We start from the raw sequence: 14,207 nt of genomic DNA, 5'->3' as shown, positions 1-14,207 counted from the left end.
AAAAGACGGGGAAAAAACATGGGAAATCGACGTTTGGCAAACTGGATCACCGGCGCGGCCTGCGTAATGCTGGCCGGCATGAGTGCGGCCCAAGCCCAACCGATCAGGTTCGCAGTCGCAGCCGAACCCTATCCGCCTTACACCGAGAAACAGGCCAACGGTGAATGGAAGGGCTTTGAAGTCGACCTGATCCACAAGCTGTGCAGCGAAATGAAAGCCGATTGCGAGATCAAGGAAGTGGCGTGGGACGGGATCATTCCGTCGCTGCTGGCGAAGAAGATCGACGTGATTTTCTCCTCGATGTCGGTGACCGAAGAGCGGGAGAAACAAATCGCCTTCAGCAAGGCTTACTACGACTCGGTGATTGCGATTGTCGGTCCGAAGGACGCTTCCGTTAAAAAATACCCTGACGACCTCAAGGGCAAGACCATCGGCGTGCAGAACTCGACGGTCAGCGCCAGCTACCTGAAGACCTACTACGAAAAAATCGCCGACGTTAAGTATTACGACACTCAGGACTCGGCCAACGCCGACCTGATTGCCGGCCGCATCGACTTGATGATGGCCGACGGCACGGCGATGGCGGCCTTCGTCAAGACCCCGGACGCAAAAGACCTGGCCTACCTTGGCGCTGTGCCGTACGACCCGATCTTTGGCAAGGGCGTCGGCGCCGGTTTGCGCAAGGACGACGCCGCACTCAAGGCAAAACTCGACAAGGCCATCCAGGAACTGCTGGCGAGCAAGGACTATGACGACCTGTCCCAGAGCTACTTCGGTACCAGCGTGAAGCCGACGTTCTAATGACCTGAACGCAAATCCTCTGTAGGAGCGAGCTCGCTCGCGATGTACGTCAACGATGACGCGGGAGCCTGAATGAACGCGGCGTCCAAACGACCATCGCGAGCGAGCTCGCTCCTACAGGGGCCGGCGGTGTCTTTACTGGAGACTGAAATGCCAGCAATGTTCGATTTGATCAATTTCAGCGAACAAGGATGGGGCGCAGCGCTGCTCAAGGGGCTTTGGATGACCCTGCAGATATCGGCCGGGGCCTTTGTGGTCGGGCTGGCCATCGGTTTGGTGGTGGCCTGCCTGAAGTTGGGCGCGCCAAAACCGATTGCCGCATTGGCCCGCGGTTACACCACGCTCTTCCGGGCGGTTCCGGAGTTGCTGCTGATTCTGTTGCTGTATTACGTCGGCTCCATGCTGCTCAACTCGTTGATGGCCTCGCTCGGCTACGACGTGTTGAACGTCAGCGGTCCGCTGGCGGCCATTGTGGTGCTGGGCTGGTGCAGGGCGCCTACGCGTCGGAGATTTTCCGCGCGGCGATCCAGGCCATTCCCTTTGGCCAGATCGAAGCGGCCAAAGCCTTCGGCCTGCACGGCTTCGCCCTGTTCCGCCGCGTCACGCTGCCGATCATGGCGCCGTACGCGATGGCGGGGATGGCCAACCTGTGGATCAACCTGATCAAGGACAGTGCCCTGATCAGCGTGGTCGGCACCAACGAGCTGCTGTACACCGCCAAGCAAGGCGCGGGCTCGACGCGTCACTACCTGTTGTTCTACCTCACGGCCGCCGCGCTGTATTACGCAGTGACGCTGGTGTCCAACTATTTGTCGGGACGGCTGGAGCGACGCATTCGTCGCTGGATGCCTCTTGCTGACTAAACCGGCCGAGTGAATGAAATGATTCCAGCGTGGATACTTGAATACATGTCGCTCTTGGTCCGAGGGCTGCAAACGACTATCGCCATTCTGTTGATTTCCAGCGTGCTGGGGTTCGTGTTGGCGATATTGGTGGCACTGGCGCGAATCTCGAAGAATAGGGTGATCGCCAAGGTCAGCCTGTTCTATACCAGCGTGACGCGCGGTACACCGTTGCTGATCCAGATCTACATCTTCTACTACGGCCTTGGCAGCCTGTTCGCGCAGTTTCCGCTGATACGCGGCAGTTTTTTCTGGCCGTACCTGCGTGATGGCTACTGGTACATCGTCTTCGCCCTGGTGATTTCGGTGGGTGCCTATGTTGGCGAAGTGCTTCGCGGCGGCCTGCTGGCCGTGCCCAAAGGCGAAATGGAAGCGGCTTCGGCATTCGGCATGACCCCGCGCCAGTCCCTGTTGCGGGTGCGTTTGCCTCGGGCGTTGCGATTGCTGTTGCCGACCCTGGCCGGGGAAACCGTGATGCTCCTCAAATCCACGGCACTGGCCTCGACCATCGCGGTGATCGACCTGTTGGGCGCGGCCAACGTGGTGCGGGCGCAGACCCTGCAAGTGTATGAGCCGTTGCTGCTGGTAGCCGGTGTGTACGTTTGCCTGACTTTCCTGATCGAGGCGTTGTTCGCCTTTGCCGAACGCCGCGGTACCCCAGTGCGCAGGTCCGCATGATGAACAAGTCACAGGTTGACCGCTCGCTGCAAGGCATTGGCCTGTGCACTTTGGGCTATGCGTTCCTGTCTTTGCAGGACGCGGGCATCAAGTGGCTGGTGGCCGATTATTCGGTGTTCACCATCCTGTTCTGGCGCGCCCTTGTGGTGGTGTTCGCGGTGTTGCTGGCGGGGCGCCTGCAGTTGGTTCGGCGTGCCTGGCGCTCGCCCAGTCGACGTTTACTGGTGGTGCGCGGCTTGCTTTCGATTGCCGCGTGGCTGCTGTATTACACGGCGGCCCGTGACCTGACTCTGGCAGAAATGACCACCCTGTATTTTTCGGCACCGATCATGGTGACGATACTGGCGACGGCGATTCTCAAGGAGCGTGTCACCGGTTGGCAGTGGTTCGCCCTGATCATCGGTTTTGTCGGTGTGGTGATTGCCTGTCGCCCCAGTAACATGGCCGAGCCATTGCCGATTGTCCTGACATTGCTGGCGGCGATGTTCTGGGCGTTCACCTATATCCAGCTGCGTCAGGTGGATGACCAGACCTCGGTGCTGGAGCAGATGCTGATCACCAACGTGGTGTTTGTCATCTGCATGGCGGTGGCGTTGCCCTGGACCCACACTCCGACCCCGATGCCTGCATGGTTGGGCATGCTCGGCGCAGGGTTGATGGGCGGTATCGGGCAGTTTCTGTTGTTCGCCAGTTTCCGGCGGGCCACCGCGACGGTGCTGGCGCCGTTCGAGTACACCGGGCTGATCTGGGCGTTTCTGTTGTCGAGCCTGATCTGGGGCACGCTGATGGATGTGTCGCTGATTATCGGCGCCGGCCTGATCGCGGTCAGTGGCACCCTGGCGATGATCTTCGGTCGGCATCCGTCACAGGACGTCGTCGGTGCCGAATGCTCCGTGTCGCAGTCCCTTTATCCAGCAGCGGCAGATGTGCACGCCGTTGGCCGGGCTGAAGGTCCCGGGGTTCAGGCACCACTCGATCCAGAGACCGTCGAGCATCGCTGATAGACCGATGGCGGCGAGGCGGGTGTCGTCGATCGTGAAACCTTAGTTAACAGACGTTCAATCTCCAGTCTCGACAGCTACGACGTTTTTTTAACAGTCATGAGGGGAGGGCACACACATGGTGCAGGATGTTTCGTTCAACGTTCGTAACAATAACGGCGACACCGTACAGGTCGGTGCCTGGCGCTTCGAGGGCGAAGGCCACGGGCCGAAAGTGCATTTGCAGGCCGGGGTACACGCCGATGAAATCGCCGGGATGCTGGTCCTGCACCTGTTGATGCAACGCCTTCAGGTGGCGCAGGCGCAGGGTCGGCTCAAGGGCAGCGTGACCGTGGTGCCACAAGCCAACCCCCTGGGGATCGGGCAGTTTCGCCAGGGGCGGATTCTCGGCCGATATCACGACGCGACCGGACAGAACTTCAACCGCGGGTTCGACCAGTCGGCCGCGATGGAAACACCCTCAACCGTCGTCCAGCAGTGGCAACAAAAACTGGTGCAACTGGCCGCACCGGCAGATGTGATGCTCGACCTGCACACCGATGACGAAGCGCTGCCCTACCTCTACGTGCACCGCAGCTTCTGGCCCGTGGCCGCGAACTGGCGGCGGCGATGAAGATGGACGTGGCGATCATCTGGGACGACGGCGACGATGGCTCCTTCGAGGAAACCATCATTGCGCCGTGGCAGCGCGCTGGTACGACCGACCAGCACATGGCCGCGACCCTGGAACTGCGCGGGCAGGGCGACGTCAATGATCGATTCGCCGAACAGGATGCCGAGGGGCTGTATGCCTGGCTGTGCGGATATGGGGCGATCGCGGAAGCGGTGACGCCGGCTGACTGGCCCGTCGAGGCTGTGGAAATGGGCCACATGGAAACCATTATTGCGCCGCAGGCTGGGGTGCTGATCTTTGAAAAGGAGTTGGGCGATCTCGTCGAAGAAGGGCAGCGCTTTGCGCGAATCCTGCGACGCCCGGGTGATCCGGCTTCCGAGGTGGTGTTGTATACCGAGCAAACGGGACGGTTGGTCACACGCTATCGGGATCGATTGATTCCTCAAGGAATGGGGGTGGCGAAATTCACCGGTAGTCGTCTGTCGCGGAACTGGTGCGGCGGGTTGCTGGACCCGAACTAGGACTTACGGCGTACACGTGTTGATCGTTCCCACGCTCTGCGTGGGAATGCATCCCGTGACGCTCCGCGTCACCGTAGCGCAAGGCTGAAGTTCCTGCGTCGTCAGCGGAACGCGGAGCGTCCCTGGTGGCATTCCCACGCAGAGCGTGGGAACGATCAGTACAGCAAAAATCGGTCGCACGTCGGATTAATTTCACTGCTCATCATCCCTTTTGAACTCCCTATAAGTCAGTTCCGTCCTCTCCTATGAGGGGCTCAGGGCAAAATGCTGCGAAGTCCCATGACGCGTTTTCAACCAGAAGGCGAGGGAAGACATGAATACTTCAGACAGCATGGCCGGGAATGGAGTTGACAATCCAAACGCCGGCAAACCCGAGCAGGACTTTCAACATCTCAAGGATGACGTGACCGAAGCACTCGGCGGCGCAAGGCAGCAGGCGGATGCGCAGTTCGGTCAATACCGTGACACCGCAGCAGACCAGATCGAGGCCTTGGCGAAGGGCGCAAAGTCTTTTGTTTCCGAGCTCGAAGACAAGGACACGATTGGCATGTCCGACTATCTCACTGACATGGCGGAGTCGATGACCGGGCTCGCAGGCAATCTGCGCGGAAAAACCGCCGAACAGCTGCTGCATGATGCCGCCGACCTGGCTCGCAGCAACCCGACGCTGTTCATTGCTGGAAGCATTGCGTTGGGCTTCGGTCTATCGCGGTTTCTGAAAGCAGGCAGCACTCCCGCTGCGAATGTCGGTGCGGCGAGCGATCCGGCGGCGAGCAGTTCCATGCCTCCTGCAGGTGGTTTTGGCGCCCATCGCCCTTACGAATCCTCCATTGCCCCGCACACTGATCCGAATCCGGGTTTGGCCACCGGCATCACGCCTGCCTCGCCAAATGGGCACGACCATCCCTCCGACTTCGCCAGCCCATCGACGCCGGCTTCACCCAACGTCAAAGGAGATCTGTGATGAACAGAGACGATATAGAACTGCCGGGATCAAGACCGGTATCGATGCCTGATGACGCTTCGGTCGTTGGCCTGCTGCGACAATTGTCCCGTGAGGTTCCCGCGCTGTTCACCAAAGAGCTGGCGCTGGCCAAAGCCGAGCTTCAGACCAGTCTCACGACGCTCAAAGCCGGCATTGCTGCGGTCGCGGGCGGTGCGATTGTGCTGTTGGCGGGCTTCATCATTCTGTTGATGTCCGCCGTCTATGGGTTGAGCACCGTCATGGCGCCCTGGCTGGCCGCCCTGATCGTGGGGGTGGTCGTAGTGATCATCGGTTTCGCCATGCTGCAATCGGGCAAAAAACAGTTCGAGCCGTCCCACCTCAAGCCTGACCGGACTTTGGACGCTTTGAATAAAGACCAGGCAGCGCTGCGGAGTAAAATCTCATGAAAAGCGAAATGGAAATTGAATCGGAAAAAAGCCCCGAACAGATCGAGCGCGAAATTGATGCGCAGCGCGCCAGCATCGGCAACATCGTCGATGCGCTGGAAAGCAAATTCACACCCGGCCAAATGTTCGACCAGGCGTGGAGCATGCTGCAGAACAACGGCGCGACGTTTGTGAGCAACCTCGGCACCAGTGTGCGCAACAACCCTGTTCCCGCCGTGCTGACCTCTGTCGGTTTGCTGTGGCTGATGATGAGTCAGAACCGGCCCCCGGTCTCTTATCCCGTGTATCGAACCGGGCCAGATCAGAACAAGGTCAGCGAGTGGGCCGATGGAGTGGCGGACGGCATCGACAGCGCACGCGACCATCTGCATCAGACCGCGGATTCGATTAAGGAGGGTTACCAATCGTTGAAAGGCAAGGCCACAAGTGTGGCGACAACGTCGGCGCGGCAACAGAAAGCATCAGCCACGCCATGCATGACGCAGGCGATAGGCTTGCGCGCAATACCCAAGCGTTGGGTCTGCAGTTCAATCATCTGCTCAAGGAACAACCCTTGATGGTGGCCGCCGCGGGCATCGCATTGGGCGCTTTACTGGGCGCGGCGTTGCCCACGACCACGACCGAGCAACGCTATCTGGGCCGTACAAGTGCTGGCTTGGTGGACAAGGTGAAAAAGCAGGCGCAGGAAGGCTATGAGGCGGTGCGCGATACCGTCACCAAGACGACTGAGCACGCGGATGAAGGAATCAATCCAGATACGGAGCAACACAGTTCGGTCAATAGCGCGTCTGATCTTTCCCGAGGGTTGGGGACTTCCTGAACTGAAGACGCTTGAACGGGAGGCCCGCAACGGGCCTCTCTTTGATCCTGGGTACGGTCAATCAGGTTTTATCGAGGAGCCGAGTGTCCCGCTGGCCTTGAGCCTCTGTCCTTTGACTGAGCTGGATCAAAGCGCGGTGGCCGAGCTTACGCAATCTTCTGTAGGAGTTGGCTTGCTGGCGAAGACGGCAGTTCAGTCAACGATGCCCATCGATGCTGAATGTGTGGCCGTCTTCGCGAGCAAGCTCGCTGCTGCAAGACCGCCCGTAACCCTACACGATGGTGGATATAGGCTTGGCTATTCTTGATGTGTATGCCTGGCGGCATGGGAGCCAGAAACAAGCGTCTGGCGACAAGGTTGCAAGTTGAATAGAGGATCAAATAATGAAGATGTTACTTATGGTCGAGTGCCCTAACGAACCCTTCAACTCCCTTGTAAGAGCCGGGACGGTGGGCGAGGTGATCGAGCGGATCCTGGCAGGCATCAAGCCGCTGGAGGTGTACTTTACCGAGCAAGATGGAAGGCGCGGTGCGATCTTGCTGATCGACGTGCAAGACCCGTGCGAAATCCCGTCCTTCTCGGAGCCCTTCTTTCTCCACTTCAATGCCACCTGCAAGTTCCGTATCGTGCTGAACCCGCAGGATCTGCAAAAGGCCGGCCTGGAAACGCTCGGGCAAAAGTGGGGGTGAAGGCCGCTATTTCAACTAATTGCGCACTACTGTAGGAGCGAGCTCGCTCGCGAAAAATCTGAGGGCGCCGCCGGGCATCTGGTTTAACGCGCTATCGTTCACGTCCATCGCGAGCAAGCTCGGCTCCTACAAGGCAGCAGGTGGACCGACGTTATATTCTTCGTCGGTGACCTTTTCCATCCACACGACACTCACACCGTTCAACGCTTCCTGAACCCCGATGTGGGTCATGGAGGTGGTAGCCGCGGCGCCGTGCCAGTGCTTGTGGCCAGGTGGGCACCAGATGACATCACCGGCGCGAATTTCCACGATGGGCTCGCCTTCACACTGCGTCCAGCCGCAGCCGGCGGTGACAATCAGCGTTTGACCCAGCGGGTGGGTATGCCAGGCGCTGCGTGCGCCGGGTTCAAACGTAACGCTGACGACGGAAACCCGAGCCGGCTCAGGTGGGGAATTGAGCGGGTCCATGCGGACGGAGCCGGTGAAGAACTGTTCAGGGCCCTTAATCGATGGCTGTGAGCCTACGCGCTTGAGGATCATGGTCACTCCTTTCAAATGAAAAGGGATGGGGGCATGCGCCCGGGTTCGGTCATTGCCGCATCAATTTGCGCCTGCTTACCCATCAGCGCAACTCGACAGCGCTATGATTCGTTGGCCTGCAAAGCACTGTTGTCCAGGAGAAACGCAGCTGGCTCGCGAAAACGTCAGGGCAACGCGATCCTCCAGACCGGACGCGTTATCGTTGACGTCCATCGCGAGCAAGCATCGCTCCTACAGGAGGATGCGTCTTAATCCACTTACAGGCCGGGCAGCACATCAGGAGGCACAATCACTCCACCTTTCATCACTACGGGGAGGGTTTCAAGAATCGAAATATCAGCAATCGGATCCCCGTCGACGGCGATCATGTCGGCGTAGCGACCCGCACTGACAGCGCCGACATCCTGCTGCCAATTGAGTAAGTCGGCGGCGACCACAGTAGCGGATTGGATCGCCTGCATTGGCGTCATTCCATACTTCACCATGTAGGCGAATTGCTTGGCATTCGTGCCAATTGGATAGACACCGGCGTCGGTCCCGTAGGCAATCTTCACCCCGGCCTTGACCGCTTTGCGAAATGCCTGACGCTGTACGTCGGTGGTTTCGGTGTTCTTGCGCAAGTAACTCTCCGGCCAGTTTTCCTTGCGACCGACTTCATCGATGTAGTCACCGTTATAGATGTCCATCACCAGGTAGGTGCCGTTGTCTTTCGCCAATTTGATGCCTTCGTCATCCAGCAGCGAAGCGTGCTCAACCGATCTGACGCCGGCGCGGATAGCGGCCTTGATTCCTTCCGCACCATGGGCATGCACGGTGGCATAGCTTTTGTGAACCTTGGCTTGCTGTACCACCACGCGCATTTCTTCTTCGGTCATTTCCATTTGGCCCGGTTCAGTCCCTTCGGCCAGCACCGAGCCGGTCCCCATCATCTTGATGGTGTCCACGCCATGCAAAAGCCCGGTAGGTGCCAAGGTCATGCACGGTTGTGAAACCCGCGCGCAAGGTTTGATAGGCGTGTTTGGCGCCCATCAGCGCGACGTCTTGCGGGGAGTGCAGGAGCGGTTCGGCCACGTTGTTGGTCATGTCCCAATCGGAGATGTGCGTGTGCATATCGATCAGGCCCGGCAACACGGTTCTGGTCGACCAATCGATCACTTTGCTATCGGCCGCCGGTGCACTCCACGGCTCCACGGCTCCACGGCGACTATCCGATCGCCCTCAACCTTGATGCGTTGATCGGTCAGAACTTTGCCTCGCTCGACATCCACCAGGCGGCCGGCGTGGATGTAGACCGTGTTGGCTTGAGCCGTTAATGCTAACGATGAGAGTGTTACAGCCAACGCAATGCACTTTACTGAAAAATTTTTCATGTAAGACCTCTTGTTTTGAACGCAGGGGTTTCCCTTCAAAATAGATTCAGCGGAAACATACAAATAGACCCAACAGGGGACGCTTCTTCATTAGAGGCCTCAGGGTTTTGATTCTTATTGTTTTATAGAAAACGCCTGTACAGCGAAGTGCCTATCAGACTGCTGAATTCAAGCAGCACTGAAATATATTGAGTGGGTGAACATTGAGATCAATTATCGAATGTTTGATGAGGCCAGCCCGATCAAGGCCAGCCCCATACCGGGCTTAAGCGGGTTTGAAGCAATAGGCAGCCAGTTTGTTACCGTCCAGATCACGGGCGTATGCAGCGTAGGCATCCGGTGCCCAGCCACGTGGCCCTGGGAGGCCTTCACACGTACCGCCAGCGGCCAATGCTGCGGCATGAAAAGCGTCGATTGCGGCACGCGTCGGTGCCTCGAAACTGACGGTCACACCGTTACCGACGCTGGCAGGTGCGCCGTCAGCCGGTTTCAAAACGAAAAAAGACGGTGCGTTCACGCCCCAGATCGAACCATTGTCTGCGAGATCAGCGATACGTTTATGGCCAAGTTTGCCCAGTACGTTGTCGTAGAAATTGCGGGCTTTTTCCAAGTCATTGGTGCCGACTGTAACGTGAGTAAAGACACTCATTTTCATAGCTCTCTTGGGTAGTAACGAGGTGGGTTTGCGTTGCAGTTCCGCCGTTGCAGCAGCGTGGAAGCTGGCGCCAAGAATGTGCCTCGCTCATGTGAAATTACAGTGATGTATCTGCATTAATCCGATGTGAGTAGCGCATAGAAAATGATATGGCTGTAACCCGGGCAACCTGGAAGGTGACCTGGTTGCGGGCGTGCCTGCGATCTAACTGTGAGAGCGAGCCTGCTCGCGAAGACGGCCTGACAGCCAATCTGATTTCGTGGATGTACTCGTTCGACTGTAGGAGCGATGCTTGCTCGCGAAAAACGTCCAGGCAACGCGAACATTCAGAGAGGACGCGTTAACGTAAGTTGTACCCGCAAACAACTAAAAGTCTGCGGTTTAGTTCGTTGCCAATAGGGTGCCTGAACAGCGAACAGACAATAGTCGTCAAGCGATGGAATCCCTTGAAGCGAACCTAAGCTAATGCCAAAAAGGTATTTGTTATCGGTTTTTAAGATCGTTTAGCTTCAAGCACGCATCACCAGATTCCGTTCAGTTTCATGGAGTGAACCATGCCGTACGCACAGGACATCACCACCTTACCGACTCTGGATCTGTCATTGCTGGACGGAACGCCGGCACAGCGCCAAGGGTTTCTTGACGAGCTGCGCCACGCCGCGCGGGACGTCGGTTTTTTCTACCTGACCGGCCATGGCATCGACACTGATGTGTTGAAACAGGTTCAGGATAACGCCCGTCAATTCTTTGCATTGCCGGACAGCGAGAAAGCAGCGGTCGGCATGATCAACTCACCGCATTTCCGTGGTTACAACCGTGCCGCTTCGGAGATCACACGTGGCAAGCCGGATTTGCGCGAGCAGTTCGACCTGGGCGCCGAGCGGGAGGTTTTACCGCAGGATCAGCACAGCCCGCACTGGGCGCGGCTGCAAGGTCCCAATCAGTGGCCCGTCGCGTTGCCGGCGCTCAAGCCTTTGCTGCTGGATTGGCAACAGGCCATGACCGGCATGTCGCTGCGCCTGTTGCGCGCCTTTGCCGAGGCGCTGTCGCTGCCGCGGGAGGCTTTCGACCGGTTGTACGGCGACAAGCCTAATGAACACATCAAATTGATGCGCTATCCGGGGCAGGCGCCAGACGCGAGTCATCAAGGTGTGGGGGCGCACAAGGATTCGGGTTTTCTCAGCTTTCTACTGCAAGACCAGCAGGCCGGCCTGCAGGTCGAGATCGAGGAGGGGCGTTGGATCGACGCGTTGCCTCGGGACAACACCCTGGTGGTGAACATCGGCGAGCTGCTGGAGCTGGCAACCAACGGTTATCTGCGCGCCACGGTGCATCGGGTGGTGTCGCCGCCCAAGGGCATCGAGCGTTTGTCGATCGCGTTTTTCCTCGGGGCGCAACTGGACGCGACGGTGCCACTGTACCCGTTGCCCACGGCATTGCTGCGCGAGGCGCGGGGGCCAGCCAGTGATCCGGACAACCCTTTGTTTCGTGACGTGGGCTGGAACTACCTCAAGGGCCGCCTGCGCTCCCATCCCGACGTAGCCCAGCGTTACTACGCCGACGCACTAATTCCCCAGGCACTCAGCGCCTGACCCCATCACTCGATCAAGGATTACGAACATGTTCAAGAAAACAGGATTGACCCTGGCCGTGCTGGGCTCTCTGGTAACTTCTTTCAACGCCTTGGCCCTGGAGCCGCTACGAGTGGCGGCGGACCCTGTGCCCCATGCACAGATTCTGGCGTACGTTCAGAAGATCGACCCGCAGTTGAATCTCAAGGTCATCGAGATCCCCAACGGCGTGAACTCCAATGAACTGTTGGTGCATGGCGACGTCGATGCCAATTACTTCCAGCACCTGCCGTACCTGAAGTCCCAGGAACAGGCCCTTGGTGAAAAACTCGCGGTGGCGGCGACCGTCCACATCGAGCCGCTGGGCATCTATTCCCATCGCCACAAGAGCTTCGCCCAGGTGCCGGACAAGGGCACGGTAGCGGTGCCCAACAATGTCACCAACCTGAGTCGGGCGCTGTACCTGTTGCAGGACAACGGCCTGATCAAACTCAAGGCCGGCTTCAATGATCCAGCCAAGGATCAGGCAACACCGAAGGACATCGCCGAAAACCCGAAACAGCTGAAGATCCTCGAAATCGAATCGCCGCAGATTCCCCGTGCGCTGGATGACGTCGACCTGGCGGTGATCAACGGCAACTACGCGCTGGAGGCCGGTCTGGTGCCAGCCAAAGATGCGCTGGGCCTGGAAAAAGCCGAGCACAACCCGTACGCCAATATCCTGGTGACCACGCCAAAATTGCAGGACGATCCACGGATCAAACAGCTGGCAAAAGACCTGACGTCGCCTGAAGTCGCCAAGTTCATCACCGACAATTTCTCGGGTTCGGTCATCCCGGTCATCCCGGTGACCGTGGCGGCCAGCAAGCCATGATCGTCGTCGAGCGGTTGAGCAAAACCTACGCGTCAGCGCAGTCACCTGCGCTGGATCAAATTTCCCTGAGCATTCCCGATGGCGCGATCTACGGAATTGTGGGGCGCAGCGGTGCGGGTAAATCGACGCTGCTGCGTTGCCTCAACCTGCTCGAACGACCCAGTGCCGGACGAATCCTGCTGGACGGCGAGGACCTGACGGCGCTGTCCGACCTGGAACTGCGCCGACAACGCCAGCGCATCGGCATGATCTTTCAAGGGTTCAACCTGCTGCACTCGCGTAATGTTTTCGACAACGTCGCCGTGCCGCTGGAAATCGCCCGCATCAGTAAAGAGCAGCGTCATTCTCGAGTAAGAGAGCTGCTGGATCTGGTGGGCCTGAGCGACAAGGCACGGGCGTTTCCCTCGCAATTGTCCGGTGGACAGAAACAACGGGTAGGCATTGCCCGAGCCTTGGCGGCGCGGCCGGCTTATCTGCTGTCGGATGAAGCCACCAGCGCCCTGGATCCGCAAACCACCGCCTCGACGCTTGAGTTGCTGCGCGATATCAATCGCCAGTTGGGGCTGACCATCGTGCTGATCACTCACGAGCTCGACGTGGTCAAGTCCATTTGTGATCACGCGGCTTCGCTGGCTCATGGCCGGTTGGTCGAGGCCGGGCCGATTGCCCGGTTGTTGGCCAACCCCGATTCGCGCCTGGGTCGTTCACTGCTGCCGGGGTACAGCACGCCTTTGGGCCACGATAACCAGGCGCTGGAACTGAGCTTTTTCGACAACCTGCTGGCGACTCCTGTGCTCAACGAGCTGGCGCAGCAGGGCGTGGAGCTGGATCTGCTGGCCAGTGGCGTCGAGTCTATCGGCGGGCAGAAGGTTGGGCGTTTGCGCGTGGCATTGCGTCATTCCCACGTTGAGCCGAAATTGTCGCAGGTCGTGGCTTTCCTCAAGCAGCGTGGCGTCAGGGTAGAGCGCTCATGAACCGGATAATCGACTGGAACGAGATCTTTCAACTGGTGCTCAATGCAACCGGAGAAACCCTGTACATGGTCGCGCTGGCGGGGTTCTTCACCTTGCTGATCGGCTTGCCCTTGGGCGTATTGCTGTTCGTCAGTCGCAGTGGTGGCCTGTACCCGATGCCGCGGCTCAACAAAGCGCTGGGAGGGCTGGTCAACCTTGGTCGCTCGCTGCCATTTGTGGTGATGCTGATCGCCTTGATTCCGCTGACACGGCTGGTGGTTGGCACAACGTTGGGCAGCACGGCCGCCGTAGTGCCCATCACCATCGGTGCCTTTCCGTTCTTTGCCCGAATAGTCGAAAACGCACTGGACGAAGTCGACAAGGGCCGGATCGAAGCGATCCTCGCCATGGGTGGTGATATTTGGCACGTGATTTTCAAGGTATTGCTGCCCGAAGCGCTGCCTGCATTGCTCGCAGGCATCACGTTGACGCTGGTAATGCTGATCGGATTTTCATCCATGGCCGGGGTCATTGGTGGGGGGGACTGGGAGATCTGGCGATTCGCTACGGCTACCAGCGTTTCAACAACCAGGTGATGGTTGCCACGGTGGTGGTGCTGGTGATTCTGGTGCAGAGCGTGCAAAGCCTTGGCGATCGGTTGGTACGCTCTCTTGCTCACCGTCGTTGATTGCGATTTTGCGGGTAGACCCGACCCCTGTAGGAGCGAGCCTGCTCGCGATGGATGTTAACGATGTCGCGTGCTTTCTGAAAAAAACGCGTCAGCCTTGAGTCCATCGCGAGCGAGCTCGCTCCTACAGTTACGGGTG

The 14,207-nt window shown here is 58.6% G+C and carries 14 protein-coding genes and 5 pseudogenes; 13 read left to right on the top strand and 6 right to left on the bottom strand.

The features are described 5' to 3' along the window. Positions 1 to 18: 18 nt before the first annotated feature. The 4 genes and pseudogenes from CES87_RS19015 to CES87_RS19000 form a co-directional block, all read left to right on the top strand. Complete coding sequence (locus CES87_RS19015; protein WP_128607319.1) at positions 19 to 801, top strand: transporter substrate-binding domain-containing protein; 783 nt, start codon at positions 19 to 21, stop codon at positions 799 to 801. A gap of 150 nt (positions 802 to 951) precedes the next feature. Continuing rightward, positions 952 to 1,664: pseudogene (locus CES87_RS19010) on the top strand (ABC transporter permease). 18 nt (positions 1,665 to 1,682) lie between these two features. After that, a complete protein-coding gene (locus tag CES87_RS19005) occupies positions 1,683 to 2,381 on the top strand; it encodes an ABC transporter permease (protein ID WP_128607318.1) in 699 nt (232 codons plus the stop codon). Continuing rightward, positions 2,378 to 3,199 (top strand): annotated as a pseudogene (locus CES87_RS19000) (DMT family transporter); the annotation flags it as partial. The gene CES87_RS19005 and the pseudogene CES87_RS19000, both read left to right, overlap by 4 nt. Before the next feature lie 45 nt (positions 3,200 to 3,244). Here the strand turns inward: CES87_RS19000 and CES87_RS33320 are convergent. After that, complete coding sequence (locus tag CES87_RS33320; RefSeq protein ID WP_256590989.1) at positions 3,245 to 3,376, bottom strand: TetR family transcriptional regulator C-terminal domain-containing protein; 132 nt, start codon at positions 3,374 to 3,376, stop codon at positions 3,245 to 3,247. A gap of 124 nt (positions 3,377 to 3,500) precedes the next feature. Between CES87_RS33320 and CES87_RS18995 the strand changes: the two are divergent. From CES87_RS18995 to CES87_RS18970, 5 genes and pseudogenes are all read left to right on the top strand, one after another. Further along, a pseudogene (locus CES87_RS18995) lies at positions 3,501 to 4,516 on the top strand (succinylglutamate desuccinylase/aspartoacylase family protein). A gap of 313 nt (positions 4,517 to 4,829) precedes the next feature. After that, positions 4,830 to 5,480: a hypothetical protein gene (locus CES87_RS18985; RefSeq protein WP_128607315.1), complete on the top strand. Its 651-nt coding sequence runs from the start codon at positions 4,830 to 4,832 to the stop codon at positions 5,478 to 5,480. Continuing rightward, positions 5,480 to 5,908: a phage holin family protein gene (locus CES87_RS18980; protein ID WP_128607314.1), complete on the top strand. Its 429-nt coding sequence runs from the start codon at positions 5,480 to 5,482 to the stop codon at positions 5,906 to 5,908. The genes CES87_RS18985 and CES87_RS18980 overlap by 1 nt, the downstream gene beginning before the upstream one ends. Then, a pseudogene (locus CES87_RS18975) lies at positions 5,905 to 6,728 on the top strand (DUF3618 domain-containing protein). The gene CES87_RS18980 and the pseudogene CES87_RS18975 overlap by 4 nt, the downstream one beginning before the upstream one ends. A 383-nt stretch (positions 6,729 to 7,111) precedes the next feature. Further along, the gene (locus CES87_RS18970; protein WP_128607313.1) at positions 7,112 to 7,417 is read left to right on the top strand and encodes a panthothenate synthetase; all 306 of its coding nucleotides are present in this window, start codon (positions 7,112 to 7,114) and stop codon (positions 7,415 to 7,417) included. Positions 7,418 to 7,543: 126 nt separating this feature from the next. Here the strand turns inward: CES87_RS18970 and CES87_RS18965 are convergent, their stop codons facing one another. The 5 genes from CES87_RS18965 to CES87_RS18955 form a co-directional block, all read right to left on the bottom strand. Beyond that, a complete protein-coding gene (locus CES87_RS18965; RefSeq protein WP_128607312.1) occupies positions 7,544 to 7,957 on the bottom strand; it encodes a cupin domain-containing protein in 414 nt (137 codons plus the stop codon). 257 nt (positions 7,958 to 8,214) lie between these two features. Then, complete coding sequence (locus CES87_RS32660) at positions 8,215 to 8,934, bottom strand: amidohydrolase family protein (protein WP_256590977.1); 720 nt, start codon at positions 8,932 to 8,934, stop codon at positions 8,215 to 8,217. Beyond that, the gene (locus CES87_RS34415; RefSeq protein WP_371858230.1) at positions 8,849 to 9,040 is read right to left on the bottom strand and encodes a hypothetical protein; all 192 of its coding nucleotides are present in this window, start codon (positions 9,038 to 9,040) and stop codon (positions 8,849 to 8,851) included. The genes CES87_RS32660 and CES87_RS34415 overlap by 86 nt, the downstream gene beginning before the upstream one ends. Positions 9,041 to 9,108: 68 nt before the next feature. Beyond that, positions 9,109 to 9,327, bottom strand: a complete 219-nt coding sequence (locus tag CES87_RS32650) for a hypothetical protein (RefSeq protein WP_218196333.1) — start codon at positions 9,325 to 9,327, stop codon at positions 9,109 to 9,111. Positions 9,328 to 9,592: 265 nt separating this feature from the next. Further along, entirely contained in the window at positions 9,593 to 9,976 is a 384-nt protein-coding gene (locus CES87_RS18955) for a VOC family protein (RefSeq protein ID WP_128607311.1), read from the bottom strand. A 560-nt stretch (positions 9,977 to 10,536) separates the two neighbouring features. On the opposite strand from CES87_RS18955, the gene CES87_RS18950 reads away from it, so the two are divergent. The 4 genes and pseudogenes from CES87_RS18950 to CES87_RS18935 all read left to right on the top strand — a co-directional run bounded on the left by CES87_RS18950 (position 10,537) and on the right by CES87_RS18935 (position 14,068). Beyond that, on the top strand, positions 10,537 to 11,574 hold the full coding sequence (locus CES87_RS18950) for an isopenicillin N synthase family oxygenase (RefSeq protein ID WP_128607310.1): 1,038 nt from the start codon (positions 10,537 to 10,539) through the stop codon (positions 11,572 to 11,574). Between the two features lie 28 nt (positions 11,575 to 11,602). Continuing rightward, entirely contained in the window at positions 11,603 to 12,427 is an 825-nt protein-coding gene (locus CES87_RS18945) for a MetQ/NlpA family ABC transporter substrate-binding protein (protein ID WP_128607309.1), read from the top strand. Beyond that, positions 12,424 to 13,401: a methionine ABC transporter ATP-binding protein gene (locus CES87_RS18940; RefSeq protein ID WP_128607308.1), complete on the top strand. Its 978-nt coding sequence runs from the start codon at positions 12,424 to 12,426 to the stop codon at positions 13,399 to 13,401. Before CES87_RS18945 ends, CES87_RS18940 begins: the two co-directional genes overlap by 4 nt. Then, a pseudogene (locus CES87_RS18935) lies at positions 13,398 to 14,068 on the top strand (methionine ABC transporter permease). Before CES87_RS18940 ends, CES87_RS18935 begins: the two are co-directional and overlap by 4 nt. The last annotated feature ends 139 nt before the right edge of the window (positions 14,069 to 14,207 follow it).

Origin of the sequence: Pseudomonas sp. ERMR1:02 (assembly GCF_002277815.1) — a bacterium.
Lineage (GTDB): Bacteria > Pseudomonadota > Gammaproteobacteria > Pseudomonadales > Pseudomonadaceae > Aquipseudomonas.
Note: the sequence above shows the minus strand (reverse complement) of the source record. Positions and strands in the feature narration are given on the sequence as shown.